Below are 24675 nucleotides of genomic sequence, written 5' to 3' on the forward strand. Positions count from 1 at the left end.
AACACGGGCTGTGTGGCTGAAATGCCGATCTTTCGTTCATCTATAGCAGTTCTTTCGGGATGTAAACCGAACAAAGGGCTTGGTTTGACGTATCAACACTAATTAGAATGAGTCGCATTTAAAATATTTCCTGGCGCAGGGTTTCTTGACATGAGTGAAGCAGCGATGCCGGCGGCGCAAAATTTCCACGACTTGTACCGCGACCATCGTGGCTGGCTGGAAAGCTGGCTGAGACGACGCATGAGCAATGGCAGTGATGCGGCGGACCTGAGCCAGGATACCTTCGTGCGGGTGCTTGCCAGCTCGCAGCGCATTGCCGACCTGCAGGAACCCCGCGCCTACCTGGCGACCGTCGGCAAGCGCTTGCTGGCCAACTTCTATCAGCGTCGCAGTCTCGAACAAGCCTACCTCGATGCCCTGGCACTGCTGCCGGAAGAGTGTGTGCCGTCGCCCGAGCAACGCTGGTTGCTGTTGGAAACCCTGCAAGCCCTGGATGAATTGCTCGATGGATTGCCGGTCGCGGTGCGACGGGCCTTTCTCTGGAGCCAGCTGGAAGGCCTGGGTTATCACGAAATCGCCGAGCGCCTGCAAGTCTCCGAGCGCACGATCAAACGCTACATGGCCCAAGCCTACGAACATTGCCTGCTGGTGGAATGGTGATCGGTTCGCCACCTTCGGCCGAAGCCCGCCAAGTCGTGCGAGCCGCCGCTCAATGGCTGGCGCTCATGGAATCAGGCGCCGCCAATGACCGTGACCGTGCCAATCTGCAGCACTGGCGTGACAGCCATCCCAGTCACGAACACGCCTGGCAGAAGGCCCAACTGTTGCGCCAACGCTTTGCCGACCTGCCGTCGACACTGGCCATGGCCAGTCTGGATCGGCCGCAGGCCAGTCGGCGCAAGGTGCTCAAGCGTGCCGTGGGGGCGGTGGCGTTGGTGCCGGCCGCCTGGCTGATCAGCCGGCAGCTACCGGTGGATGTCTGGCGCGCCGACCTGCGAACCGCGACCGGGGAGGGCAAAAAGGTCCAGTTGGCCGATGGCAGTTCGCTGCAACTCAACACTGCGAGTGCCGTCGACATCGACTTGAAGCACCGGCGACTGACCCTCGTGGAAGGTGAAATAGCGCTGAACGTGCCCGGGACCTCGCCGCTGACGATCCAGACGCAGTTCGGGCAAGTGGTGGTCAGTCAGAGCCAGGTGTGCGTTCGTCAGCGGCAGACGGGTTGCAGGGTGTCGGTGCTTAAAGGCGTGGTGCAGCTGCAGCCGTTGCGCGGCCCGGTCTTTTCGTTGCGCGCCGGCCAGCAAGTCAGCCTTCTGGCGGCGGGTGCCGGTGTGGTGGAGCCATTCGACGTGCTCGCCCCCGGCTGGCGTGACGGTGTGCTGATGGCGCAGAACCAGCCCCTGGGGGATTTTCTGCGCGAACTCAGCAGCTATCGCCCAGGCGTGTTGCGCTGGGAGCCGGCGCTGGAATCCCTGCGCGTCACCGGCAGTTTCCGCCTGGAAGACACCGATCGCATCCTGTCGTTGCTGGCGGCCAGCTTGCCACTGGAAGTGCATAGGCGCACCCGGTACTGGGTGACCTTGCGGCCGCGCAAAAATATTGCATGAGGGCTGTCCCCTTTTTTCGCTCCGCTTGTCATTCAAGGCAAGTGAAACGAAATCAGAGAGATTCTCAATGCCCGCAGTGATGCCCTGCAGTACGCGTCTGGCTTCTTCCAGGCTGCGCCCGTTGTTGCACCTGAGTCTGCTGTTGAGTCTGGGTGCCTGTCCTTTATTTGTCGCGGTCAGCCATGCCGAAGACAGTCCTCGTCGCAGTTACCAGGTGCCCGCCGGCAGCCTCAGCGCCGCATTGACCCGCTTTGCCGGATTGGCCGGGGTCAACCTGTCGGTAGACCCGGCGCTGGTCAGCGGTCGCAACAGCCCCGGGTTGTCGGGGAACTACGCGGTCGAGGAGGGCTTTGCCCGGTTGCTGCAGGGGTCCGGTCTGCAACTGCAGCCGGTGGGCGAACAGGCTTACATCCTGACCCCGGCGCCTGAAGGCGGCAGCCTGCAACTGGCCCCCACCTCGATTCTCGGGGCCACAGGCGGGGAGGGCGGCGATGTCTATGCCGGCGGCCAGGTCGCGCGCCGCACTTCGCAGGGCTTGCTCGGCTCCAAAGACTTCATGGAAACACCCTTCAGCGTGACCACCTACACCAGCGAGGCGGTCAAGAACCAGCAGGCGCGTACCTTGGGCGACCTGATCGCCAGCGACCCCTCGGTTCGCGCCACCAACCCGGCGGGCGGGCGGTATGAGCAGTTCACCATTCGCGGGTTGAGTCTGTTCAACAGTGATGTTGCCTACAACGGTCTGTACGGCGTCCTGCCGACCTATACCATTGATATGGAGATGGCTGACCGCGTCGACGTCATCAAAGGCCCGACCCAGCTGATCAACGGCATCTCGCCGCGGGGCAGCGTGGGTGGCGGGATCAACGTGGTGCCCAAGCACGCGACCGACAAGCCCATCACTTCGTTTACCGGCATGTACGCGTCCGACAGCCAGGTCGGTGGTGCCGTGGATGTCGGCCGGCGCTTTGGCGAAGACAACAAGTTCGGTCTGCGTTTCAACGGCGTGAAGCAGTCCGGCGACACCGAATGGGACCACCAGAATGTCGACCGCGAGATGGCCGTGCTGGGCCTGGATTTTCGCGGTGAACGCCTGCGGCTCTCGACGGACATCGGGCGCACCGAACGTGACACCGACGCCCCGCAGGAACGCGTGCAGGTCGGCCCCAACGCGCAGGTCCCGCATGCCAGCGATGTGCGCCGCAACTATGCGCAGCCCTGGAGCCAGGCGAGCACCAACGACACCTTCGGCACGGTGAACGCTGAATACGATGTCAACGATTCCGTCATGCTGTACGGCGGCGCGGGCGCGCGCAAAAGTAACCATGACTTCCTGCGCCATGCCGTTGCGGTCACCAACGATGCGGGCGATTTCAGCGTGCAACCGCGTGATTTCACCCGTGACGAAAATGTCCGGACGGCCATGGCAGGGGTGCGCAACTGGTTCCATACCGGCCCGGTGAGCCACGAAGTCAATCTGGCCGCCAGCTACTTCTACATGGACTTTGAAAACGGCGGTGCCCGTTACGGCGCGGCCCCAAGCAATATTTACAACCCGGTGGAAACGCCGACGCCGAACACCCCCACGCGCCAGGATTCGAAGGTCTACACCGAGAACCGCTTCAGCGGCGTGGCGTTGTCCGACACCCTCGGCTTCTTCGATGACCGGCTGCTGCTGACCCTCGGCGCCCGCTGGCAGCGGGTCAAGGTTGACGACTGGACCGACAACGTCAAAGGCGACACCGCCTACGATGAGGAAAAAGTCTCGCCGTCGGGCGGCATTCTGTACAAGGCGACCGACAAGCTGTCGCTGTATGCCAACTACATGGAAGGCCTGAGCCAGGGCAAGATCGCGCCGTCGACCTCAGTGAACGAGGACGAGATTTTCCCGCCGTTCATCAGCCGCCAGGTCGAGGTCGGTGCCAAGTATGACGCCGGTGCGTTCGCCGTGACCGCCGCGGTGTTCCGGATCAAGCAGCCGGCCTACGAGACCAACGCCACGACGCGGGTCTTCGGCCCCAACGGCAAGCGTGAGAACACGGGTGTGGAGCTGAGCGTGTTCGGCGAACCGCTCGACGGTTTCCGCCTGCTCGGCGGTGTCATGTACATCGACAGCGAGTTGAAGGAGACCACCAATGGCACCTTCGACGGCAACCGGGCGCCGGCCACGCCGAAATACAACGTCAACCTGGGCGCCGAGTGGGACGTACCGACCGTCCAGGGTCTGACCCTGACCAGCCGTGGCATCTATTCCAGCTCCCAGTATCTGGACCAGTCCAACAACAAGGAAATCGATTCCTGGGAGCGTTTCGACGTGGGCGCACGCTACGCCTTCAAGGTCGAGCAAAAGAACATCACCCTGCGGGCCAATATCGAGAACGTGGCGGACAAGCGCTACTGGAGCTCGGCCGGCGCCTCGGATGACAGCGAGCCTGGCTTGACGCTGTCGACTCCGCGCACCTACCTCCTTTCGGCCACCGTCGACTTCTGATTCACCCCTGTCATGCGTCCCAGGGATCGGGGCGTCAGGCGCTGAACGCCGAGGCACGAACCATGATCAAGCACCCGTTGTTCGAAGCACCGCACCGGCCGCAGAAATGGCTGCTCACCCCGATGATCGAACGTGCGGGTGGCCCTGGCAGCATGCCGTTCGGCAAAGGGCAAGGTGGTCAATCCGTTTCACAGGCTCGATCGTGATGCCTGAGCGGCGACATGATCCCTCCAGGCGCACGCTGCTGCGCCTGTCCCTGGGGGCGCTGGCCCTCAGGTTTTGCGCGCCAGCGTGGGCCGACACCGGCACCGCGCCGTTACGGGTGGTCACCCTGTTTCAGGGCGCCACCGACTGTGCCGTGGTGTTGGGCGTGACCCCCTGCGGCGTGGTGGATTCCTGGAGTGAAAAACCGACCTATCGCTATTTGCGCGAAGCCCTGGGCGCCGTGCCCCATGTCGGGCTGGAAACCCAGCCCAGCCTTGAGGACATCGCACTGCTCAAGCCGGACCTCCTTAATTGTCGAATCATTCCTGACCCGTTCTTTGGTACGCCGATGTGCATCCCGTTCGGTCGGGAACTGCCGCAATGAGTCTGACTGGCTACTTCACCGCGCAAGAGTGGAACGTGCTTGGCGGTGGCTTGCGTCTGAAGGACTTTGCCGAGCGTGATCCGTTACGCTCGCTGATGGCCCGGGACGTGTTGCAGGAGGAGGTGTGCGAGCAACTGCTGGACGCCTTGGGCCCGGTGATCGGCTCGCCGACCCGGGCGATCACCGCCTCGCTGCTGGGAAAACGTTTATCGTTTTTGGCGACCGGTGCCTGCTTGTACGCAATGTCGGTGTACGACAAGGGGCTGCTGCTGTCCCTGGACAACACGGTGATCGAGTACGGCCACGATGACGGGTTGTGGACGTCGTCGCTGCCGCTGCATCACGGCCAGCCACTGACGTATGGGACCAATGAGCGCGAGGCCTGGCGGGAAGCCGTGGTGCAGGCGCTGTTTGCCGGACTGCTGAAACCGCTGTGGCAAACCTTCAACCGGGTCACGGGCGTTTCACGGCGCATCCTCTGGGAGAACACCGCCGTACGCGTGTATTCGTTGTATGAAAAACGCATGGCAAAAATTGACGATCCGTCGGTGCGCGAACGCTGCGAAGCGGATTTCCAATGGTTGCTGACCCAGGCCGAACCTGCGCTGTTCGGCCTCGAATACAACCCGCTGAGCCATTTCCGCCGACCGCCGACACTGGTCGACGACGGCCAACGCAGCATTCGCTTTCGCCGCACCTGCTGCTTCTACTACCTGGCCACCGAGCCTGCTGAATACTGCTCGACCTGTCCATTGCTACGTCCGGGGAAAAAAATGCCGATGAGTGATCAGATTACCCTCCGGCAGCAGGTCGTCAGCCAGGAATTACTCGCCGCTTACCGGACGATCCCTTCGTCCACCCTCGGCCATTTTTCCGACCGTGGCTTCCTGCGCGGGATCAAGCCGTTGTTCAACGACATCCGCATGGTCGGCCAGGTCGTCACCGTCAAAGTCTTCCCGCCCGATGGCAGCATTCTGCGTGAGGCCCTGTTGTTGAGCGAGCCAGGCGACGTGCTGGTGATCGAATGCGTGGGCGATAAGGAGTGTGGTTGCTGGGGCGAGCTGCGCACCCTGGCGGGATTGATCAAAGGCCTGGCCGGGGTGGTGGTGTCGGGCGCCGTCACCGACGTCAGCGCCTTGCGTCGTCATGGCTTGCCGGTGTTTTGCCGGGACGTCAGTGCATTCACCACCCGTGGCATTGGCGCACAGGGTGAAGTCAATCAGCCGATCCAGGTCGGCGAGGTTCGGGTACAGCCGGGAGACCTGGCCATCGGTGACGATGATGGTGTCTTCATCCTCGATCCCGGCCAGGCCGCCGAGCTGCTTCCCGAGTTGTTGATCAAGGAGGAAGCGGACCAGCGGCGCAGAGCCGAATTCCTGCAGCGGCTCAACGCCCGTCCTGCATAAACCAGGCAATCGCCAGTGTAGGAGCTGGCTTGCCAGCGAAGGCGGCCTCAAGCCTTGCAGCGCCAATGAAGACGCCTTCGCCAGCAAGCCGGCTCCTACGGGGTTTGGCGGCCGCTCAGAACCCGAACTTGTCACGCAACCCGTAATACCACGCCCCCAACGCAGCAAACGGCGTCCGCAGCATCTGCCCGCCGGGAAACGGATAATGCGGCAGGTCGGCAAACGCGTCGAAACGCTCCGCCTGGCCACGCAAGGCCTCAGCCAGGACCTTGCCCGCCAGGTGCGTATAGGTCACCCCATGGCCGCTGCAGCCCTGGGAATAGTAGATGTTGTCGCCCAGACGTCCGACCTGAGGCAGGCGTGACAACGTCAGCAGGAAATTGCCGGTCCAGGCGTAATCGATCTTCACGTCCTTGAGCTGCGGGAAGGCCTTGAGCATCTTCGGCCGAATGATCGCTTCAATGTTGGCCGGATCCCGCGCGCCATACACCACGCCACCGCCGAAAATCAGACGTTTGTCGCCACTCAGGCGGTAGTAGTCGAGCAGGTAATTGCAGTCTTCGACGCAATAATCCTGAGGCAGCATGGCCCTGGCCAGTTCCTCGCCCAGCGGCTCGGTGGTAATGACCTGAGTCCCGCAAGGCATCGACTTGGCTGCCAGCTCCGGCACCAGATTGCCCAGATAGGCGTTGCCGGCAACGATGATGAACTTGGCCCTGACCTTGCCCTGTGGCGTATGCACCAGCGGATTCGCCCCGCGCTCGATGCGCACCGCCGGCGACTGCTCGTAAATAGTGCCACCCAACGACTCGACGGCCGCGGCTTCGCCCAGCGCCAGGTTCAGCGGATGAATGTGCCCGCCACTCATGTCGAGCATGCCGCCGATGTATTGATCGCAGGCCACCACTTCACGGATCCGGCGTTGATCCATCAACTCCAGCTGGGTGTGACCGAAACGCTCCCACAGCCGCTTCTGGGATTCCAGGTGCCCCATCTGCTTGGCGGTAATGGCCGCGAACACGCCGCCATCCTTCAGGTCGCACTGGATATTATATTTGGCAACCCGCTCGCGAATGATCCGCCCGCCCTCGAACGCCATCTGCCCCAGCAACTGAGCCTGCTTGGGCCCGACACTGCGCTCGATCACATCGATGTCACGGCTATAGCTGTTGACGATCTGCCCGCCATTACGCCCCGACGCGCCAAAACCCACCTTGGCCGCTTCCAGGACCGTCACCCGAAAACCGTTCTCCAGCAGAAACAGGGCGGAGGACAGGCCGGTATAACCGGCACCGATCACACAGACATCAGTCTCTACGTCATCCTGCAGGGCCGGGCGCGGCGGAACCGCATTGGCCGAAGCGGCGTAGTAGGACTCGGGGTAGGGTGTGTGCGCCATCCTGCAGCCTCTGTTTAATATATTTTACGAGTGCATCGATCCTACCCGAGTTAAAAATCGGCCGCCAGCCACCGCAAACTCTTCTTTGCAGCAGAAAAATTAAATATTTTGCATATTCATAGGGTTAGCTCGAAAAAAGGTGTTGACACCCCTCCGGAATTCCGTAGAATGCCGCCACACAGCAGGCACGTAGCTCAGTTGGTTAGAGCACCACCTTGACATGGTGGGGGTCGTTGGTTCGAGTCCAATCGCGCCTACCAAACAAAATCCGCTCTGCTGGGCGGTCTAGAAGGGCTCACCGAAAGGTGGGCCCTTTTTTGTTGTCTTGGATTTCATGCAGAACGTTCACAAAATATCGGGTTCGTTCACACGGGGCAATGTGAACGCCGAACATGGCTTGCCTAGGCTCGAATATTTTTCCGTGCCTGGGATGAAGTAGGAAGAGGCGCTCCGAGTTGGAGGCCATTGTGGCGGCAGTCGGCGGCTCAAAAAAGGGGGGGGCAGTTGAAGTTGGAGTTGTAGATGCGTGGGCAACTACCAAGTAACACGGATGAAACAGGTGTAATGAAAATGGACGTTTTTGGGGAATCACTGGGGGTAAATGTTTTAATTCATTCGACGAACTGCCGTCTTCTTGCCACGTCAATGGGCTAGTATCAGACACCGCCTCTTCATGTAACTCACTAGGGAACTGTGACCCGACATGAAACCGAATCAGTTTGTTGTCTTTCTGCTTATCCTTATTGTGTCTTGGATTACCCTGGTGGGTGGTGTGGCGGTACTGTGGTCAGTGGAACATGCGTCTGCATCACCTGTAGCGGGTGGAGTGAATGTGTCTCACCGAATGAGCAATTGACCACTCCAGGGGACCGCACCAATGAAAACGTCAAAGTTTCTGATGCTGATCCTGACGATTGCAATCATCTGGCTGCTAATGGTGTATGGCGTCACCAAGTGGTATGAGTCGGATGAAGAGACACCTCCTACCAGCTCCAAAGAAGTGTTCAAGGATAGACCGGAATGAATACACCCAGGGTGCTGCCAGGGAAATCTACTTCACCCGGTTACTGTTGAGAACTCCCGTTCTCTCGCACTTGTGCTATTCCATACTTGCACCAGCCTAACAAGGATTGCACAGAAGGACTTCTACACTGTACACCCACTCCAAGTGTCACCCCGCAATAGGCGATAGCCTCAGCGTACTCCATGTGAGTGAGGGTGGATGAATTGATATAGATCAATCCGTCTGCGTGCTTTAACTACCGTTCGTTGTAGGAATACCATAGAGCTTCCGACCTCGCACATAACCATTAATACATAATCACAATCCAGCTACGCTGTTGCCCTTGATCTTCTTTACAGTGCAAGACAAATGCGTGAGCATTCAGGGTAATCCCCTGTTAGTTTCGCTGACGATAGTACCCATTAAGCGAAAGCTTTGATTCAAATGCTGGGATGATATAAATATCAATTATCCCAGTTATTACTTCAAGCTATCGCCTCTCTTACAAGGTATCCAGTCGTGAAGTTCCCCGTTGGTCAGTCAATGAGATGCAGTACGTCCCTGACGTTCAGATGTGAATAACGTGCTACGGATCACCTTATCGGAGGACCGATCAGGCTTTGGGAGTGCGATTTCACTCACCGGGTTGTGAATGTCGATCAGTAGGCCGCGTTTGGCGAATCGATAGAAACGGGACATGAACGCTAGCTGCGTCCTGCACGTGGACGGCTTCACCTTCTTCAATCGCATGATCTTGAAGTCATTGATCATCTGCGGGGTGATTTCGTGAATGGGCTGAGTGAAGTGCCTTCCCAGATGCTCGACGCTGCTTGATATGCCCGGCGTTCTCGGCGATCGAGGACCGGGATGTCACCGATCATTCAGCAGTTCGGCGACCCCACGCGTGATGAATTTCAGGTTCTCATCGAGCTTGGTCAGAGAGTTGCGGATCCTGACGGCATCCTCGGCGGGGCCATGCAGTTGCTCGATCCAAATGGAGAGCGCCTCGGCGTAAGCCGTCAGCCGAGTCCATTACTTCAGCTTGCCATCGCGATTCTGAGTGCTACCGCGGCTTCAAGAAGCTTATTCGCCTGGCTCGAGACAGCCGTTGCCAAGGCATCATTTCCAGCGGCCTTCAGCATGGCTGCCAAATCGAGCAGCTTCCCCACCTCGATCTCAACTACGCGAACGGATTCGGTTATCTGGTATTGAAGTGAGTGCGCCATGCCATAAGCCCTCGTTCCGGATCGGCCAGGGCTCCCGTGTGTCAGGTAGTCCGCTGTACCACTTTCAATGAAGAGTCGTGACCCTGCGACTTTCGCCGATCCTGATCCGGTCCAGTGCCCGGTTTAGAGAATCCAGGGCATCAAGGAGGGCTTTCGCCTCGGTCTCTCGACCATCCCCCCAAAGACGTTCAGCCATTTTATTCATGGCCTGGATGGATCTCTCTATTTCAGCAGAGGTTGCTGTACTGGTGTCTGTCGGCCGTTTCTTTGTCATTATCAGAATGTCTGCAGTGCCCGCACGAAAAAAGGAGACGTGAAAAAAAGGGGGCGGGTTTATTGTCCAAAAAAGGAACGGAAAAATAAATCCTTCCCCTTTTGGCTCTGCTGGGCGGTCTGGACGGGCTCACCGAAAGGTGGGCCGTTTTTTGTTGTCTTGGATTTATGCAGAGCGTTCACAAAATATCGGGGGGGTACACTGGGTAATGTGAACGTCTGGAGCGTCCTGTTCCTGGCTGCGATTCTTCCACTATATCCCGATCCTCTGCACCACCTATCTTCTCCCGCTATTGAATAATTGCTACTGATCCTCCACCTCCAGATCCACCTCCGGTTCCACCGCCACCGCCACCGCCACTTCCAGATCCGCCTCCAGACCCGCCTCCAGACCCGCCACCGGTTCCCGTTCCTACTCCCGTTCCTGTTTGGGATCCTCCTGACGTGGAGCCGGACGATGTGGTGGACGCGTCCCCATCGGAATTATCGTCATCACGGGTGCTGGCGTAACCGCCGGCAATAGCGAATTGTTTAAGCAGGAGGTCATAACTAACGATAGCCGCTGCATTTTTGCCTTGGTAGCCTACACCCACGGGGAGCCCGAACATTGGGGTAAGGGCAAAGGGATAGTAGCTAATACCTGCCGACGCGATGGCGCTATTTTCATCCCTGGAAGAAGTTGCATGAAGTGTAAAGCCTATGCCGGTATTGGCGCCAAAAGCATAAGTTATGCCAGCAAAAGCGCCTATATCAGCATGTGCGATCGGTGCCGCACAAGAGACAAGTGCAGCAGCTAAAATAATTTTTTTCATTTCTATCACCCCAAGGAAGCTCTGGAAAAGTCCTCTTTCTCGCAGCCCACAAAAAGCAATAACTCATGAATTATGAAGTTGTTATTTTTAGATCGGCTCCTTCGAGCCGGATGGGGATTTTCCAGGGCCCCAACGTCTATGCGACATGACGTGAGCTTAGGCTTGGAGGGGGGACTTTCAAGACCGTTCGTCGGCAGATTTCTGCGAGAGGTGCCGCGCTTGATGGTCTCCGTTTCTGGCGCTAGTGATCTGCTGGAGCTTGATGAGCGCGTGCTCCCTGAGCCGCAGAACCTAACCAAGTCGGCTTTTGAGGTGGATTCGATTATCAGTGCAGCAAGAGAAGGCCGACCTGCGGGAGCGTCGGCTCTCCAAGTTAGAAGCTGAAGTGGAAAGCTTCAGGCTCGCCGATTAATAAATTCGCCTCCATGCCATTCATTTTAAAGAGCTTATAGATCGACTTTCGGCTGTTGGTCACGAATGAAGCAAGCAGATTTCGCCGTTTCGATTACCCGGTTATATATTTTGTTTTTCCCTGTTTCGTCTTCCTGGTTATTTTCGCGCATCTGCTCCAAGAGATCAGTGAAAAGAGTCAGATCAAGCGCGTCCTTCTTTCTGACCGCTGCGATTAGCGCAGTGATGATCTGGCTTTGAGCGATCACAGTTTCTTTGAGTGCATCGTTTGACACATTGACCTCCTGGGTCTTCAATTCTCGCCGAAATTGACGCAATCCCGGTCCTTGGGCTTGTGCGGCTGCGTAAACTTCCTCGGCAAGGTCTTGCTCGGCGAGGACGTCGTCAAAGTCAGTTCCGATAGGTGTGTTCCATTCAGGGCAATTGGTTGCATAACCCTTACGGGCCGAGGGTTTGCCAGGCGTGGCCAAGTTCCTTTTCAGCAAAAACAAGGAGACAGACAGTGGCGATGATGGCGAGGTGTCGCAATCAGACGATTCTGAAGGGTGCGTAGGAAATTTCTGAGAAAGTGAGCGTTGAACCGAACCGGCGCTTGTTGATGCTTCACTTGAATCAACTATTCCAGCTATGCGCAGAAGGTGCTCGTCAGCTGCGTTCGGGTTCCTGTCCTGAGGCCTTGGTTCGGGCGTAAACTAGCCGGGCTACCTCATCAAAAGGAGCCGCATATGATCGCCGACCAAACGAACAAACAGGCCGCTGATACCCGAACTGTCTGGGATCAGTACTTCTGCGCTGCGTTGATTGCAGAAAGCAACCTGACGGCACCCGTTGTCGGAGGGGCTACGCACGAGGACAGGCAGAACCTGTTGATTGAAAGGGCCAAAACCCTCGCCGACAAGATGATGGAAAACCGAAAATAACCGGGGCCCAGCCATCGCGCTGGGCTCTTTCCTTCCGGCTCGTCCGGCTCAGGTGATCAATTCTACTTTGCCACTCGCCAGACGATAGACGCCGCCGACTATCTTCAATGTGCCCTTGGCCAGCGCATCGGTCAGCAAGGGCGAGGCGTGCTTCAGGCGCTCCACCGAGTCTTTGACGTTTTGCGCGGTGGCGTTTTCCATATGGCTCCCGGGTTGACAGAGCACTTTCTCGATAGAGGGCTTGAGTGCGTCAGTCAGTTTCGGGATATGGCCAGGGAACACGGTGCGATCCTTGACCGCTTTGATGCCTGCATCGATGGCGCCGCAGCTTTCGTGCCCGAGCACGAGGATCAAGGGTGCGCCCAGCACCGCGACGGCGTATTCGAGGCTGGCCAAGCCCTCGTCCGTAACGAAGTTGCCCGCGACGCGTATGGCGAAAAGATCGCCTCGGGCAGTGTCGAACGCGTACTCGGGGGCGATGCGAGAGTCGGAGCAGCCCAGCACCGCCACGAACGGGTTCTGGCCGGAGACCAGGGCTTCTCGCTCATCCTTGAAGTCATGGGTCTTGGAATCGCCGGCAACATAACGTTGATTGCCTTCCATCAGTCTTTTCAGGGCATTGTCGGGGCTGATCGAGTTTTGCGGTTTGGGGGGAGCGGCGGTTTTCTCTGCAGCCCGGGCGACCTTGTCGGGCAGTGCACCGGCCAGTAGCAGGGCGCCTGCGCCCAGTCCGGCAAACCGAAGAAACCTACGACGACCACTCGCGATTTGCATAGTGTTTGAATCACATGATTCACACATGATCTTGTGTACTCGGGTCAGTGGGGGTGGGAACGACTTCGCATCAAGGGCTGGTGCCGCGACGAACTTTCAGCGCTTGTGGGGTGGAGTCTAGCCGCGATCCGCCTGAGGATTGACGCTTTGAGTGTTTGATGATCTGGCTGCGCGATGCACACCCTCATTTCATGCGCTACTACTGAAAGGCTGATTCATTTCGCCCTGACAGGAGTATTTCGATGCTGGCTCACTGGATTCTGGCGGCGGTTCATCTCTTGGCGTTTGCCCTGGGCTTCTGGGCGGTGCTCACTCGTGGCACGGCGCTTCGGCGGCTGGCAGCCGGGGCCGGGGAGGCTCGCAGTGTATTGATCGCGGACAATCTGTGGGGCATCTCGGCCGCCATTTTGTTGGTCACCGGTGGGATGCGAGCCTTTGGCGGGTTCGAGAAGGGCACTGATTATTATCTTCACCAGCCGTTGTTCCACCTCAAAATGACACTTTTCGTGCTTATTCTGTTGCTGGAAATCGCGCCGATGGTGACGCTGATCAAATGGCGGAGGGCGCGGGCGCGGGGCGCGGCGATCGATACCGGCCGTGCGCGGTTGTTTGCACGGATCAGTCATATCGAAGCGATGCTGGTGTTGCTGATGGTAGTGGCGGCCACGGGCATGGCGCGGGGTGTGACCTTTGGTTAGTCGAGCGCCAAGGCGCTCTTGTTCGGGGTGAGTCCGAAACGCCTGACATTCAGGGCGTGAAGCTTGGCGGCAGGATCGGCTTCACGTTCTCGACTGCATCGCCCGTAAGTGCCATGGCCATCGAGAAGGGGTGTGAGAAATGAAAGGCGATGCGATGCGATGCCTGAATCTCTAGCCAGCCATGGTTCCGGGGGCGAACGGGCTGGCTACCGACTACAGCGGGATTCAGGACTGCGGCTTGTCCGGGGCGGTCAGGCCAGCCTGGATACGCTGGTAAATTTCTTCGCGGTGCACGGCAACGTCTTTCGGAGCGTTGATGCCGATCCGGACTTGCTGGCCGCTAACGCCCAGGATGGTGATCGTAATGTCATCACCAATATTTATGCTTTCACCGACTTTGCGGGTGAGTATCAGCATGGTCTTCTCCTTGATTGCTTTGTGGGGCACCTGATTCGGACAGTGCAGAGGTCGGTGGTCTATATAGATTAGTGCGAAGTCTCACGGTTTGGGTGCCTCTTTCTGACGCGCAGATGCTGCATTAATTCCCAAGGCGTAACTATACAGAGGCCGCAACCATCATTCTCGTTGTTTTGACTCGATTTTGCGGCACTCGGGAACTATTCATGGATGTTAAAATCTGCGCTTTAGGCATCCAGAGGGAAGCGTTGTGCGCAAAATGGTCTTAGTAATCGCGGTACTGGCACTGGCGGGATGCGGTGAGGGCAAGCGCCCTGACGTGCCAAAGCCGCAGACGACAGCGGCGACCGCACCGGTGGCGGCCTCTGCACCGCAATGGGATCTCGAGGTGCGAGGTGAAATAACCCAGGCTGTCAGCGACCTCAGCGGCTGGCTGATCGAGCACAGTTTCGTTTCCACTGTCGTCAAGGAAAATGGCAAGACGCGGATTCTGCTCGGGCCATTCAATTCCAGAGCCGAAGCCGAGGCCAAACAGGCCGAAGTGGCGGCGGCGCTCACCCGGGCGAAAAAACAGAACATCGAATTGCTGGTCGTCGAACACACTGCGCCCCTGTAGGAGCAAGCTTGCTCCTACAGCGCTACAACAAAGGCCTTGAGTACGTATTAACCCCAAGGCTTTTGTGATTCCAGCGAACGCTTAACCGCAGGCTTTCAAGTCGACCGGGCCGACAAACTCGTTGCCGCGCCCCATCACGCAGCCCACGCTCTGGTTGCGCTGACGTTCCCAGGCCTCTACCGGATAGGTTTTGTTCCAGGCTTCGTACAACTGTCGATCCTGTTTCGACAGGCGCAAACCGTATTGCTTGCTCATGTAGAAGTACGTCCGGGCGATCATGCCGCGAATGGAAGGACGGGGCATGACCTTCTTCGCCTTGAAGTCGACCTGGGTCAGGCACGAACCGTATTGACCGGTTTGTACCGGCAGCCAGCCGAAACTGAAATTGCTGCGATCGCCGTTCACCTCGCCGATGCTCGGCACCAGGTTATGCAGGTCGGCTTCGGCCTTCTGGTAGACCGGATCGTAGCGCGTGCAGTTCTTGCGCCCGCCTTCTTGCCAGCACTGACGCTGATGGCCGATCTGCCAGGCCGGGACAATGTGTTCCCACTCGATGCGGGACGCGCGCTTGGCGTTTTTACGCGGTACATAACCGCAGGCCGCGAGATTGACCTTGTTGCCGGTGTATTTACAGCCGCAATAAAACTCGGTGGATTGCGGGGCGTACAACTTCCAGGCGGCTTTCTTGGCTTCGCTGAAGGTGCGTGGGGCGCCAGCCTGGGCGCCAAGGGAGATCAATAGAAACAGCAAAGCAAACCAGCGAACACTCATCGACTCAATCTTCCTTCGGCACAACCCAGAAAATCTGCACGCCGCCATCGTCGCGATAGGCGAGGGTGACGTTGTCGTTCTCATCGATTTCTTCGAGCAATTGTTCCCACTCGTCCACGGGTTCGTCCGGCAGACGGAAGATCAATGCGGCTTTGGCTTTTTGTGCGGTGGGGGAATTGATGATTTTCTGAACGCGAAGACCCATGCGTGTATAGGCGTCAGGAGAAACAGAGGTAAAGGCCACGGAATTATCCTTATTAAGCTGTACGTGCATACAGTATTTAACTGTAGGCATTTTCGCAACTACTTAAAATTCAAGAAATTCCTCTGACAGCTGTTTTGTGCATTTGATGTAGGACGATGGAGATTTTTTTATCGGAACAACGTCATCAACCACTCGCCAAAGGGCGAGTGGTGAGCGCGGTGCCCGACCGGAACCGGTCAGGCGAGGGCGAGGGCGAGTCTGTAGTGGTCAACTAATCCCGGACACAACGTTAAGTTTTTCTTCGGCCCGAGCTGGCGCCAGCCCGCGGTTGAATTGATGGCGGCGAAACACTTCTGATGCGTGACAGGCTAATGGCAAATCGAAAGCAAACGGGTGTGCTATCACCGAACTAATTCTTATAGTGATGCCCTGACCACCAATGGACAGTCAACTGGCTGGGCGCCCGACTCCTCAAGGGTCTCGATCAGGTGCCGGGCAGCCTTGCGACCGATCTCGTAGTACGGCAGTTGCACTGTGGTCAGCGGCGGGATGAACAGCTCAGCAATACCGATCATGTTGTCGTAGCCGAGCACGGCGACATCGTCGGGAATTTTCAGGCCACGGCCCAACAACAGCTGATAGGCACAAAAGGCGATACGGTCGTTGCCACAAATCAGAATGTCGAATTGGGGACGACCATCAATGATGTGCCGGTCGAGCATGGCTGCAGTTTCACCATAAGCGTCATGATCGGAAAGGTCGTATTGCAGGAGCGCGTCAGGCGCCAGTCCGAATGCCTGACAGGCACGCTCCATACCTTTTTGTCGCAGACCCCAGGCCAGACTCTGTTTTGGCAGATTGATACACAGAGGACGCTTATAGCCGTGGTTCAGTGCGTGATGTACGGCCCGATACTGCCCCATTTCGTCGTCTGGCACATAACTGACCAGCCGACTGTCATCAGCCAGGCAATTGGCGAGTACCAGGGGTTTGCTCTTCAATCGCTCGGGAATGCACACCTGGCGCAACCCCATGGCGCTGAAGATCAGTCCGTCGGGACGGTGCGATAGCATCAGGTCGATATTCTGGTCGGTGGGCGGGTTACTTAGCAGGTTGAGGATAAATACATTCCAGCCGGCTTGCTGCGCGGTCTGTTCGATGGACAGCAGCAGCTCGACCGCGTACGGGGTGGTCGCGGTGTCCAGTGCGAACACACCGATGGTTCGTGCCTGGAGATTGTCGCCACGCATCCTGCGCGCCGACAGGCTCGGTACGAATTGCAGTTCGTCAATGGCGCGACGCACCCGCTGAAGGGTTTCGGGGCTCAGTTTTTCCGGATTGTTGAGCGCTCGAGAAACCGTCATCAGGGACACGCCGGCCAGCTGTGCAACGTCTTTCACTGAAGTCATGCGAGGTGAGGCCGGTCAGGTTGACGCAGGATCATGACACAGGGCCCGGCCTTTTCGCGACTCGAATGACAGCGCTCACAGCCACCCTGATGCCAGAGGCCATGCCTTGGGAATGGAGACACGCCCGCCACTCCCGCTTGCCAGAAGCTTGACCCCCAGACTGTCGGGCCGGGGATAGAGGCGGCTGCTGAGACTGAAGCCCCCGTTTTCGTCGAACACCTCGATGGAGGAGCGATCGAGAAATACGCGCAGTTCCAGTTGCTCTTGCATCGGGTCTATCGATACGCTGCGCTGACCGGTGACTTGCGCGCCCGAGCGGCTGCGGTCAAGCACCAGACGCTGCAGCGCCGCATCGTAATAGAGCAGGGTTTGTTCATCGCCATCGTCGCTGCAGCGCAAGGCGATTCCCAGATGGCCATCGGTGCAGCCGAGCAGATCCAGATGCACATGGATTTCGAGCATGTCGCCCTTCACGTGCGGCGCCCAGCGGGTTCCCGACTCATCCCACCACGGCGTGCCCGGTAATGGCGCCTTGCGCAGTGCGGTGAGCTCCCGTGCCGGGTATACGCAAAGGCGATCGTCGTGCAGTTCAAGTTCGCGTGGCAATCCGAGCATGCCGCACCAGTGATGGGCCTGGCTCGGCATCGGGCTTTCCCACATGTCGAGCCATGCCCACACAAGGCGCCGACCATCGGCGGCCAATAGCGTTTGCGCCGCATAAAAATCGTGGCCGTTATCCAGCTCGATAAAAGGCCCGCCAGTGAAGTTCCATTCGTTGTCTAGTCGACCCACCCGGTAACCCGTCTGGTACTTGTTGAGCCGTTCGTAACCTTGGGAGGGCATGCCTTGGGGGGAGTACAGCAGCACATCGCGTCCGTTCAGTCGGAACAGATCCGGGCACTCCCACATATAGCCATCGCCCTCCCTGCCGCCAGACACATAGTTAAGGAACTCCCAGACGTGCAGATCCGTGGAACGGTACAGCGGGAGTAACGGCATATCGCCCAGACGTGCGCCGGCAATGAGGTACCAATAGCCATCCTCCTTCCATACCTTGGGGTCACGAAAGTGCATGATCGCGTCTTGCGGCGCGGTCTCGATGACGGTGCCATGCTTGACGAACCGGATGCCGTCGACACTGGTGGCCAGGCACTGGACTTGACGGATCGAGCGCTCGTCACCCACGTCGCCCAGCCAGGTGTGCCCCGTGTAGATCAGCGCCAGGGTATCTCCACACACCACCGCACTACCGGAAAAACAGCCGTCACGGTCGAAGTCATCGCCGGGTGCCAGCGCAATGGGCAGGTGCTGCCAATGAACCAGATCGGCACTCTTGGCGTGGCCCCAATGCATCGGGCCCCACTTCGCTTCGAAGGGGTAGTGTTGATAGAAAACGTGATATTCGCCTCGGAAGTACACCACCCCGTTAGGGTCGTTCATCCAGCCTGCCGGGGGAGCAATATGATAACCGGGTCGATAATCGTGGATGGCGCGAGTCAGGCCGTCACTCAGTGCACGCTGCGCAAGGTCAAGGGAAGAAGACATTGGATCGCTCATGTTGTTCGAAGACAAAGTCATAGGGCCCGTGCTCGGACTGAGCGCAGAGAGACGTCATTCGGCAGGTTTTCAATGGCTTGTGGGTGGCGCTCCAAGGCCGTGCCGTCGTGGTCGAACAGGTGCAGGTTGTCGATGTCCAGCTGCAGTTCTACCCGATCACCCGCTTGCCATCCGGCGTTGACCTCACAACGACAGATCAGTGGCTCGTCCTGACCTGTTTCGAGGTGCACATAGGTTTCGCTGCCAAGGTATTCGACCCCGGTCACGACGATCCCGACGGTTCCCTCCGCCGCTTTGAGCGAAATGTGCTCCGGGCGAATCCCCAGGCTCAGCTGCGTGTTCGCCGCCAGGTTCGAGCTGTCGAAGGGCAGGGAGGTCATACCCAGAACGGGGGTGTCGACCAGGCTGATTTCGCCTGGGGCATGCAGGCGCGCCGCCAGAAAGTTCATTTTTGGTGAACCGAGAAAACCGGCGACAAAGCGGCTCGCTGGGCGTTCATAGAGTTCGCGCGGTGAACCGACCTGCTCTACGCGACCGCCATTGAGCACGACAATTTTGTCGGCCAGGGTCATCGCTTCCACCTGATCGTGGGTGACGTAGATTATTGTCGAGCCCAGTCGAGCATGCAGACGGGCGATTTCGTTGCGCATCTGCACCCGCAAGGATGCATCCAGGTTGGAAAGCGGCTCATCGAACAACAAAATGTCCGGTTCCCGCGCCATGGCTCTGCCCATGGCCACACGCTGACGCTGCCCTCCAGACAGTTCCTTTGGCTTGCGTTGCAGCAGTTTGTCCAATTGAAGGATCTGCGCTGTTTTCAGCACGCGTTCGCGCAGGCTGCTCTTTTCGGTCTTGGCCAGTTTGAGGCCAAAGCTGATGTTGTCGTAGACGCTCATATGCGGGTACAGCGCATAAGACTGAAACACCATGCCGACGCCACGCTCGCGCGGCTCCAGGTCGTTGACCCGTCGCCCGTCGATCAGCAGGTCGCCGCCGCAGATCGAATCCAGTCCGGCGATCAGTCGCAGCAGGGTCGACTTTCCGCAGCCAGAAGGGCCAACGAACACCACGAATTCACCCGCAGCGATCTCCAGGCTGACGTCGCGAAGAATCCGCACGCCGCCCAATTGTTTGTTCACGTTGTCCAGTTTCAATTTGATCACGATGCTGTTCCTTGTGTTTGTTGGGCATCAACCCTTTAACGCGCCGGCAGTGAGACCGGAAACGATTCGGCGCTGGAAGATCAGCACCAGAATCACCAGTGGGACGGTGACCAGCACTGATGCGGCCATCAGCAGCCCCCACGGCAGCTCATGGGGGCTACCGCCGGAAATCAAGGCGATGGCGACCGGCACCGTGCGTTGCGTGTCGGTGAGGGTGAAGGTCAGGGCAAACAGGAACTCGTTCCACGCTGCGATGAAGGCCAACAAGCCTGTGGTGACCAGTGCGGGCCAGAGCAGCGGCAACAGCACCCGGGTCAGCGTGATCCAGGGGGTCGCGCCATCCATGATTGCCGCTTCTTCCAGTTCATGGGGCAGTTGCCCCATGAACGTGGTCAGCACCCAGACGGTGAAGGGCAGGGTGAAAATCGTGTAGCTCAGGATCAACGCCCAGGACGTGTTGTATAGGCCCAGGGCGCGGATCACTTCGAACAGCCCTGACAGCACCGCGACCTGGGGAAACATCGACACGCCAAGAACCATCATCAAGACCGTGCCACGCCCACGAAACTTCACTCGGCCCAAGGCATAGGCGGCGGTCACGCTGAGGAACAGCGCCAGCGTCACCACGCAAAGCGCAACCACCAGCGAGTTACCGATAGCCCGCAGGAATGAGGCTTGGTGGAGTACCGCTGCGTAATTGGAGAAGTCGGGGTTTTCGATCCAGTAGCTCACCTCGAACAAGGCACTGGACGGCTTCAGCGAAGTCACGATCGCGTAGTAGAAAGGGAAGACCGCATACAGCAGCAAAACCCCGATCAGACACCAGAAACCAAGACGTAACAGCGCTTTTTTGAGTAGGCGTGGGCTCATGACCGAACCTCCATTTGACGGCGTCCGAGGTAGAGATACAGCATGGCAATTACCGCAACGACCAGAAACAACAGAGTCGAGGCCGCGCTGCCATAGCCAACATCCTGAAACTCCACCAGGTGTTGGCGGGCATAGACCGACATACTCATGGTGCTCGAAGAGTTCGAGGTCAGGACATAGATGACGTCGAATACCCGCAGGGAATCGAGGATGCGGAAGATCGCCGCCACCAACAATGCAGGCATCAGCAGTGGAAGCGTGACACGCCAGAACACTCTCAGCGGATGAATGCCATCAACCCTGGCGGCCTCGTAACAATCGCTCGGCAACATCTGCAAGGCAGCCAGCATCAGTAGCGTGACAAAAGGTACGGTCTTCCAGACGTCGACGATGATCACCGCCCACATCGACAGATCCGCATCTGCCGTCCAGGCCAGGGGGGCATCAATCAGGCCGACGCTCAGCATCAGGTGATTGATGATGCCGAACTGGTCGTTAAGCATCCATGACCAGATCTTCGCCGAGACGATGGTAGGAATTGCCCAGGGAATCAGAATCAACGCACGCACCAGGGAACGGCCGGTGAACTTGATGTTCAACAGCAACGCCACCAGCAGTCCCAGCACGACTTCCAGTCCCACCGATACCACGGTGAAATGCAACGTGTTGCGCACAGCGTTCCACCATTGTGGATCGACCAGGATGCCCGACCAGCTGGAACCGTTGTGGAACAGATAATTGCTCAAGCCTACGAAGGATCCGCCACTGGTATCCGCCAGGTTGGCATCGGTCAGGCTGAACCAGAATGTCCGCAGTAGCGGCCAGGCCGCCACCAGGGCCAGACACAGCAACATCGGTGTCAAAAACAGCCAGGCGGCGCGTACTCGACGACGCTGCACAGGTGTTTCCCTGGTGAGCAGCAGCTCGTCACAAGGGGCATGGGTAGTAGAGACAGACATGGTGATTTCCTTCCTTGTGGCTTACCAGTTCCGGCGTTTGATGCGCGTGAGTTCGCTTTCCAGTTCGGCCAGCGCCTGATCGACAGGCAACTCGCCCGCCAGCACGCCATGCACTCGATCGAAGAATGCATTGGAGACCCGTGGATAGCGATCGGCGGTTATTGAGGCGGGGCGCATGACCCCGTCGTTGAGAATGCTGTGGAGCTGACTGTAATAAGGCATTGCCGCGAGCAGTTCGGGATCTTGATACAGCGACTCGATCACCGGGTTATAGGCGGCAGTCAGAGCACGATGTTTTTGCTGTTGGGCACTGGTCAGGTAGCTCACCAGCTCTGCGGCAAGTTTTGGATGGGCGCTGTAACGCGACACCGCCAGGCCCCAGCCACCGAGGGTGGAGGCATGGGTGCCGGTTTTGCCGCCGCGGGGCAGGGGAGCGACGCCGACCTTATCTTTTACGGCACTGTCCTGGCTTTGTACCAGGGCCCAGACATAAGGCCAGTTACGCATGAACAACGCATTTCCCGACTGGAATACGCCACGTCCTTCTTCCTCGGTGTAGTTGAGTACGCCACGCGGGGAGATGTCTCCTACCCAGCTTTTCGCCAGGGCCAAAGCAGTTCTCGAGGCCTGACTGTTGACCACGATGTCGCCTCGTGGATTGACCAGTCCGCCTTCCGGTTGGCTGCTGATCCACTCCAGCGCATTACACGTCAGCCCCTCGTAAGCGCGTCCCTGAAAGATGTAACCCCATGCATTGGGGTTCCCGGCAGTGCGCTCTGCCTGTTGCACATCCCTGGCGGTAGCAGTCATTTCCTCCCAGGTCTGGGGAACCTGCTTGTTGTACTTCTCGAGCAAGTCCTTGCGGTAATACAGCAGGCCCGAGTCGGTGAACCACGGCATCGTCACCAGCCGTCCATTCACCGTGGCGTTATCCACCTGTGCCTGGAAGTAGCCTTGGGTCGCGTTGGCGGGCAGCACCTCGCGCAGATCCATCAGATGTTTGGCCAGCATCCCCGGCCACACCATATCAATTTGAATGATGTCGATGTCGCTGGACTGAGCACTGAGGATCTGTTGGTAAAACGACAACCTCTCGGTCGCCGAGTTAGGCGTGGAAACCACTTCGACGTTGTTGCCGGTCTGTTTCGACCACGCCTCGACAGCCTCCTTGCACAGTTGTAACTCCGCACCCACCGCACCGCACGAGATCGTCAAATCGGCTGCGCTCGAGACGGATGGAAGTCCGGCACAGAGGGTGAGTAGTGCTGCTGGAAGGAGAGATTTCAGATGTTTCATCGAGCACCCTTTATTTTTGTTTTTAAAAAAGTTAACGTTAACATCGCCAAATGTAGCAGCGTATTTGCGATAAGACATCCTTTTTTTCGTCAATTGCGACAATTCACAACTCACGAAAAATGGCCGGTCGCGGGAACAAAACAATAAAAACAAAACAGGGAATCCACATGCAGAAAGCATCAAACTGGCTACTCGCAGGCGTGCTCGGCACCACGGCGGCGACCGCTCAGGCCGCGACTCTGGAAGAACGCATGGCTGCGTTTGAAGCCCGTGCCAGCGCAGCGGAAAAGCGTGCAGCCGCAGCCGAACAACAAACCCAGGCACTCGCCAGGGAATTGCAGCAGATCAAACTCGCCACTCCCGCCTTGCAGCCAGCGGCGTCCACTGCGACAGCCATTGCGGCGCCCACGGTGGACACCCGGCTGGCAAAACTCGAAGCCCGTCAGCAAAGCATGGAGCAACAGGGCAGTACCGAACACCTCACTGACGGGTTCAGCTTCAAGGGCTACGCCCGCTCAGGATTGCTGATTAACGATGGACTTGGTGGTGGTCGTGGCGGCCCATATTCAACCCCTGCCGGTTCAGTCGGCGGGGCAGTCGGGCGACTCGGAAACGAAGACGACACCTACATGCGCATAGACCTGTCGAAAGAACTCTATGCGCAAAACGGCACCCGTTCCAAATTCACGGTTTCCATCGCCGATGGAGTGGAAAGCTCCAATGACTGGACGGCCGATGAAAGTGATCTGAACGTGCGTCAGGTATTTACCGAGCTCGACCATCTCGCTGCATTCAAGGGTAATTCAGTGTTCGAGAACGCGACTTTGTGGGCAGGTAAGCGATTTGATCGAGATAACTTCGATATCCACTGGCTGGACTCGGACGTTGTCTATCTGGCTGGTACCGGGGGTGGAATCTACGATGTGCAGATGAACAAGAATTGGCGCTCGAATTATTCCTTGGTCGGGCGTAACTACGGGGATTTCAGTGAAGGCGGCATCAACGCCGATGTGGAAAGCTACATTCTGACCTCCAACCAGTTCTTCGATAATGGTCAGTGGCAGTGGATGTTCAATGCCGTTGGCTCAAAGAAAAACGACATTGGCACTCGCAGCAATGAAGCAGGTCTGACGCCTGCGGATTCCGGCTTGCACAGCATGCTGGCCAATCACCAGAAAAACTTTTTCGGCAGGGAAGGCTTCTTCAAAACAGCGCTGCTCTATGGGCAAGGTCTGGGGGCAGAGGTCAAGAACGTCGGCTCGGATGGTGAACTGATTGAAGATGCCCGCGCTCTGCGTCTGGCACTTTACGGCGAGACACCCATTGCGCCTGGTTGGCGCATCGGCCCCAGCTTGCTGGCCGAACAAAGCAAGGATAGATACGTCAAGGGTGACGACTACCGCTGGATGACGCTGAACATGCGTTTGGCCAATGCAATCACCAGCAATTTCGAGATGGCCTACGAAATGAGCTGGCAAACCATGAACCTCGACCCCAAGGGCTATCTACAACGTAACGCGGTCGACGGTAACTACTGGAAATTCACGATCGCCCCGACATTCAAACCTGACGTTGGAGACCTGCTCACTCGTCCCGAACTGCGTGTGTTCGCTAGCTTCATGAATTGGTCTTCGGATCTGGACAGATACAGTACCTCAGACTCTTTCGGCAAGACGGACTTCAACGCCGGAGGTGTATGGCAATACGGTATACAAATGGAAACCTGGTTTTAATGTTTGAACGCGTCGGCCAACACGCCTTCAGCTCATCGATCCCTGCTTTTCACCAAGCGTATTGAGTAAT

25 protein-coding genes, 1 tRNA gene and 4 pseudogenes are annotated in these 24675 nt (G+C 58.0%); 15 read left to right on the forward strand and 15 right to left on the reverse strand.

The features are described from left to right. The first annotated feature begins 150 nt into the window (after positions 1-150). The 7 genes and pseudogenes from ACA067_RS09255 to ACA067_RS09285 all read left to right on the forward strand — a co-directional run bounded on the left by ACA067_RS09255 (position 151) and on the right by ACA067_RS09285 (position 6093). The gene (locus ACA067_RS09255) at positions 151-660 is read left to right on the forward strand and encodes a sigma-70 family RNA polymerase sigma factor (RefSeq protein ID WP_497461481.1); all 510 of its coding nucleotides are present in this window, start codon (positions 151-153) and stop codon (positions 658-660) included. Then, positions 654-1607, forward strand: coding sequence for a FecR domain-containing protein (locus tag ACA067_RS09260; protein ID WP_497462754.1), 954 nt, complete (start codon positions 654-656; stop codon positions 1605-1607). The genes ACA067_RS09255 and ACA067_RS09260 overlap by 7 nt, the downstream gene beginning before the upstream one ends. A gap of 67 nt (positions 1608-1674) precedes the next feature. Then, entirely contained in the window at positions 1675-4098 is a 2424-nt protein-coding gene (locus ACA067_RS09265; RefSeq protein ID WP_497461482.1) for a TonB-dependent siderophore receptor, read from the forward strand. A 62-nt stretch (positions 4099-4160) separates the two neighbouring features. Then, entirely contained in the window at positions 4161-4304 is a 144-nt protein-coding gene (locus ACA067_RS09270; RefSeq protein ID WP_497462896.1) for a hypothetical protein, read from the forward strand. Beyond that, positions 4304-4612, forward strand: a pseudogene (locus ACA067_RS09275) (iron-siderophore ABC transporter substrate-binding protein); the annotation flags it as partial. The gene ACA067_RS09270 and the pseudogene ACA067_RS09275, both read left to right, overlap by 1 nt. A gap of 71 nt (positions 4613-4683) precedes the next feature. Further along, positions 4684-5457: pseudogene (locus ACA067_RS09280) on the forward strand (IucA/IucC family C-terminal-domain containing protein); the annotation flags it as partial. 3 nt (positions 5458-5460) lie between these two features. Further along, complete coding sequence (locus ACA067_RS09285) at positions 5461-6093, forward strand: RraA family protein (RefSeq protein ID WP_497462755.1); 633 nt, start codon at positions 5461-5463, stop codon at positions 6091-6093. 115 nt (positions 6094-6208) lie between these two features. On the opposite strand, the gene ACA067_RS09290 is transcribed toward ACA067_RS09285, so the two are convergent. Beyond that, complete coding sequence (locus ACA067_RS09290) at positions 6209-7492, reverse strand: NAD(P)/FAD-dependent oxidoreductase (protein ID WP_497461483.1); 1284 nt, start codon at positions 7490-7492, stop codon at positions 6209-6211. Between the two features lie 183 nt (positions 7493-7675). Between ACA067_RS09290 and ACA067_RS09295 the strand changes: the two genes are divergently transcribed. Both ACA067_RS09295 and ACA067_RS09300 read left to right on the forward strand, forming a co-directional pair. Beyond that, positions 7676-7752, forward strand: a tRNA-Val gene (locus ACA067_RS09295). Positions 7753-8369: 617 nt separating this feature from the next. Beyond that, positions 8370-8516 carry a hypothetical protein gene (locus ACA067_RS09300; RefSeq protein ID WP_497461484.1) on the forward strand — a complete coding sequence of 49 codons (147 nt, stop codon included), beginning with the start codon at positions 8370-8372 and terminating at the stop codon, positions 8514-8516. A 567-nt stretch (positions 8517-9083) separates the two neighbouring features. Here the strand turns inward: ACA067_RS09300 and ACA067_RS09305 are convergent. Then, positions 9084-9320: pseudogene (locus tag ACA067_RS09305) on the reverse strand (tyrosine-type recombinase/integrase); the annotation flags it as partial. A gap of 42 nt (positions 9321-9362) precedes the next feature. On the opposite strand from ACA067_RS09305, the gene ACA067_RS09310 reads away from it, so the two are divergent. After that, complete coding sequence (locus ACA067_RS09310) at positions 9363-9707, forward strand: hypothetical protein (protein ID WP_497461485.1); 345 nt, start codon at positions 9363-9365, stop codon at positions 9705-9707. 78 nt (positions 9708-9785) lie between these two features. Here ACA067_RS09310 and ACA067_RS09315 read toward each other — a convergent pair whose 3' ends face one another. Together ACA067_RS09315 and ACA067_RS09320 are read right to left on the reverse strand one after the other, a co-directional pair. Further along, positions 9786-9995, reverse strand: a complete 210-nt coding sequence (locus ACA067_RS09315; RefSeq protein WP_497461486.1) for a hypothetical protein — start codon at positions 9993-9995, stop codon at positions 9786-9788. A 289-nt stretch (positions 9996-10284) separates the two neighbouring features. Then, the gene (locus ACA067_RS09320; protein ID WP_497461487.1) at positions 10285-10806 is read right to left on the reverse strand and encodes a hypothetical protein; all 522 of its coding nucleotides are present in this window, start codon (positions 10804-10806) and stop codon (positions 10285-10287) included. A gap of 246 nt (positions 10807-11052) precedes the next feature. Here ACA067_RS09320 and ACA067_RS09325 point away from each other — a divergent pair. After that, positions 11053-11163: pseudogene (locus tag ACA067_RS09325) on the forward strand (restriction endonuclease); the annotation flags it as partial. 89 nt (positions 11164-11252) lie between these two features. On the opposite strand, the gene ACA067_RS09330 reads toward ACA067_RS09325, so the two are convergent. Continuing rightward, positions 11253-11687 carry a hypothetical protein gene (locus tag ACA067_RS09330; protein ID WP_497461488.1) on the reverse strand — a complete coding sequence of 145 codons (435 nt, stop codon included), beginning with the start codon at positions 11685-11687 and terminating at the stop codon, positions 11253-11255. 255 nt (positions 11688-11942) lie between these two features. Here ACA067_RS09330 and ACA067_RS09335 point away from each other — a divergent pair, with 255 nt between their 5' ends. Continuing rightward, positions 11943-12137, forward strand: coding sequence for a hypothetical protein (locus ACA067_RS09335; RefSeq protein WP_064676864.1), 195 nt, complete (start codon positions 11943-11945; stop codon positions 12135-12137). Positions 12138-12185: 48 nt separating this feature from the next. Here ACA067_RS09335 and ACA067_RS09340 read toward each other — a convergent pair whose 3' ends face one another. After that, positions 12186-12938 carry a carbonic anhydrase gene (locus tag ACA067_RS09340; protein ID WP_497461489.1) on the reverse strand — a complete coding sequence of 251 codons (753 nt, stop codon included), beginning with the start codon at positions 12936-12938 and terminating at the stop codon, positions 12186-12188. Between the two features lie 215 nt (positions 12939-13153). On the opposite strand from ACA067_RS09340, the gene ACA067_RS09345 reads away from it, so the two are divergent. Then, a complete protein-coding gene (locus ACA067_RS09345; RefSeq protein WP_497461490.1) occupies positions 13154-13609 on the forward strand; it encodes a DUF2214 family protein in 456 nt (151 codons plus the stop codon). A 225-nt stretch (positions 13610-13834) separates the two neighbouring features. Here the strand turns inward: ACA067_RS09345 and csrA are convergent, their stop codons facing one another. Continuing rightward, a complete protein-coding gene (csrA, locus tag ACA067_RS09350) occupies positions 13835-14026 on the reverse strand; it encodes a carbon storage regulator CsrA (protein WP_008028241.1) in 192 nt (63 codons plus the stop codon). 250 nt (positions 14027-14276) lie between these two features. Here csrA and ACA067_RS09355 point away from each other — a divergent pair, with 250 nt between their 5' ends. Beyond that, the gene (locus ACA067_RS09355) at positions 14277-14642 is read left to right on the forward strand and encodes an SPOR domain-containing protein (protein ID WP_497461491.1); all 366 of its coding nucleotides are present in this window, start codon (positions 14277-14279) and stop codon (positions 14640-14642) included. Between the two features lie 81 nt (positions 14643-14723). On the opposite strand, the gene ACA067_RS09360 is transcribed toward ACA067_RS09355, so the two are convergent. From ACA067_RS09360 to ACA067_RS09395, 8 genes are all read right to left on the reverse strand, one after another. Beyond that, complete coding sequence (locus ACA067_RS09360; protein ID WP_497461492.1) at positions 14724-15413, reverse strand: endonuclease; 690 nt, start codon at positions 15411-15413, stop codon at positions 14724-14726. Between the two features lie 4 nt (positions 15414-15417). Continuing rightward, positions 15418-15708, reverse strand: coding sequence for a DUF1654 domain-containing protein (locus ACA067_RS09365; RefSeq protein WP_497461493.1), 291 nt, complete (start codon positions 15706-15708; stop codon positions 15418-15420). Positions 15709-16034: 326 nt separating this feature from the next. Continuing rightward, complete coding sequence (locus ACA067_RS09370) at positions 16035-17027, reverse strand: LacI family DNA-binding transcriptional regulator (RefSeq protein WP_497461494.1); 993 nt, start codon at positions 17025-17027, stop codon at positions 16035-16037. Between the two features lie 75 nt (positions 17028-17102). After that, positions 17103-18605 (reverse strand): glycoside hydrolase family 32 protein, encoded by a 1503-nt coding sequence (locus ACA067_RS09375; protein ID WP_497461495.1) that lies wholly within the window; start codon positions 18603-18605, stop codon positions 17103-17105. Continuing rightward, positions 18602-19747, reverse strand: coding sequence for an ABC transporter ATP-binding protein (locus ACA067_RS09380; protein WP_497461496.1), 1146 nt, complete (start codon positions 19745-19747; stop codon positions 18602-18604). Before ACA067_RS09380 ends, ACA067_RS09375 begins: the two co-directional genes overlap by 4 nt. A gap of 27 nt (positions 19748-19774) precedes the next feature. Continuing rightward, positions 19775-20617 carry a carbohydrate ABC transporter permease gene (locus ACA067_RS09385; protein WP_497456251.1) on the reverse strand — a complete coding sequence of 281 codons (843 nt, stop codon included), beginning with the start codon at positions 20615-20617 and terminating at the stop codon, positions 19775-19777. Continuing rightward, entirely contained in the window at positions 20614-21576 is a 963-nt protein-coding gene (locus ACA067_RS09390; RefSeq protein ID WP_497461497.1) for a carbohydrate ABC transporter permease, read from the reverse strand. Before ACA067_RS09390 ends, ACA067_RS09385 begins: the two co-directional genes overlap by 4 nt. 21 nt (positions 21577-21597) lie before the next feature. After that, positions 21598-22872: an ABC transporter substrate-binding protein gene (locus ACA067_RS09395; protein WP_497462756.1), complete on the reverse strand. Its 1275-nt coding sequence runs from the start codon at positions 22870-22872 to the stop codon at positions 21598-21600. A 167-nt stretch (positions 22873-23039) separates the two neighbouring features. Here ACA067_RS09395 and ACA067_RS09400 point away from each other — a divergent pair, with 167 nt between their 5' ends. Further along, positions 23040-24605 carry a carbohydrate porin gene (locus tag ACA067_RS09400; RefSeq protein ID WP_497461498.1) on the forward strand — a complete coding sequence of 522 codons (1566 nt, stop codon included), beginning with the start codon at positions 23040-23042 and terminating at the stop codon, positions 24603-24605. Positions 24606-24675 lie beyond the last annotated feature (70 nt).

The sequence above is a fragment of the Pseudomonas sp. LBUM1674 genome (genome assembly GCF_059695635.1).

Excerpts from the sequence above, each read along its gene's own strand:
- ACA067_RS09390 (WP_497461497.1), bottom strand. The coding sequence starts at position 21,576 with ATGTCTGTCTCTACTACCCATGCCCCTTGTGACGAGCTGCTGCTCACC.
- ACA067_RS09300 (WP_497461484.1), top strand. The coding sequence starts at position 8,370 with ATGAAAACGTCAAAGTTTCTGATGCTGATCCTGACGATTGCAATCATC.
- ACA067_RS09400 (WP_497461498.1), top strand. The coding sequence starts at position 23,040 with ATGCAGAAAGCATCAAACTGGCTACTCGCAGGCGTGCTCGGCACCACG.
- ACA067_RS09365 (WP_497461493.1), bottom strand. The coding sequence starts at position 15,708 with ATGCCTACAGTTAAATACTGTATGCACGTACAGCTTAATAAGGATAAT.
- ACA067_RS09315 (WP_497461486.1), bottom strand. The coding sequence starts at position 9,995 with ATGACAAAGAAACGGCCGACAGACACCAGTACAGCAACCTCTGCTGAA.
- ACA067_RS09340 (WP_497461489.1), bottom strand. The coding sequence starts at position 12,938 with ATGTGTGAATCATGTGATTCAAACACTATGCAAATCGCGAGTGGTCGT.
- ACA067_RS09385 (WP_497456251.1), bottom strand. The coding sequence starts at position 20,617 with ATGAGCCCACGCCTACTCAAAAAAGCGCTGTTACGTCTTGGTTTCTGG.
- ACA067_RS09270 (WP_497462896.1), top strand. The coding sequence starts at position 4,161 with ATGATCAAGCACCCGTTGTTCGAAGCACCGCACCGGCCGCAGAAATGG.
- ACA067_RS09310 (WP_497461485.1), top strand. The coding sequence starts at position 9,363 with ATGTCACCGATCATTCAGCAGTTCGGCGACCCCACGCGTGATGAATTT.
- csrA (WP_008028241.1), bottom strand. The coding sequence starts at position 14,026 with ATGCTGATACTCACCCGCAAAGTCGGTGAAAGCATAAATATTGGTGAT.
- ACA067_RS09290 (WP_497461483.1), bottom strand. The coding sequence starts at position 7,492 with ATGGCGCACACACCCTACCCCGAGTCCTACTACGCCGCTTCGGCCAAT.
- ACA067_RS09265 (WP_497461482.1), top strand. The coding sequence starts at position 1,675 with ATGCCCGCAGTGATGCCCTGCAGTACGCGTCTGGCTTCTTCCAGGCTG.
- ACA067_RS09335 (WP_064676864.1), top strand. The coding sequence starts at position 11,943 with ATGATCGCCGACCAAACGAACAAACAGGCCGCTGATACCCGAACTGTC.
- ACA067_RS09395 (WP_497462756.1), bottom strand. The coding sequence starts at position 22,872 with ATGAAACATCTGAAATCTCTCCTTCCAGCAGCACTACTCACCCTCTGT.
- ACA067_RS09345 (WP_497461490.1), top strand. The coding sequence starts at position 13,154 with ATGCTGGCTCACTGGATTCTGGCGGCGGTTCATCTCTTGGCGTTTGCC.
- ACA067_RS09370 (WP_497461494.1), bottom strand. The coding sequence starts at position 17,027 with ATGACTTCAGTGAAAGACGTTGCACAGCTGGCCGGCGTGTCCCTGATG.
- ACA067_RS09255 (WP_497461481.1), top strand. The coding sequence starts at position 151 with ATGAGTGAAGCAGCGATGCCGGCGGCGCAAAATTTCCACGACTTGTAC.
- ACA067_RS09260 (WP_497462754.1), top strand. The coding sequence starts at position 654 with ATGGTGATCGGTTCGCCACCTTCGGCCGAAGCCCGCCAAGTCGTGCGA.
- ACA067_RS09320 (WP_497461487.1), bottom strand. The coding sequence starts at position 10,806 with ATGAAAAAAATTATTTTAGCTGCTGCACTTGTCTCTTGTGCGGCACCG.
- ACA067_RS09285 (WP_497462755.1), top strand. The coding sequence starts at position 5,461 with ATGCCGATGAGTGATCAGATTACCCTCCGGCAGCAGGTCGTCAGCCAG.
- ACA067_RS09360 (WP_497461492.1), bottom strand. The coding sequence starts at position 15,413 with ATGAGTGTTCGCTGGTTTGCTTTGCTGTTTCTATTGATCTCCCTTGGC.
- ACA067_RS09375 (WP_497461495.1), bottom strand. The coding sequence starts at position 18,605 with ATGACTTTGTCTTCGAACAACATGAGCGATCCAATGTCTTCTTCCCTT.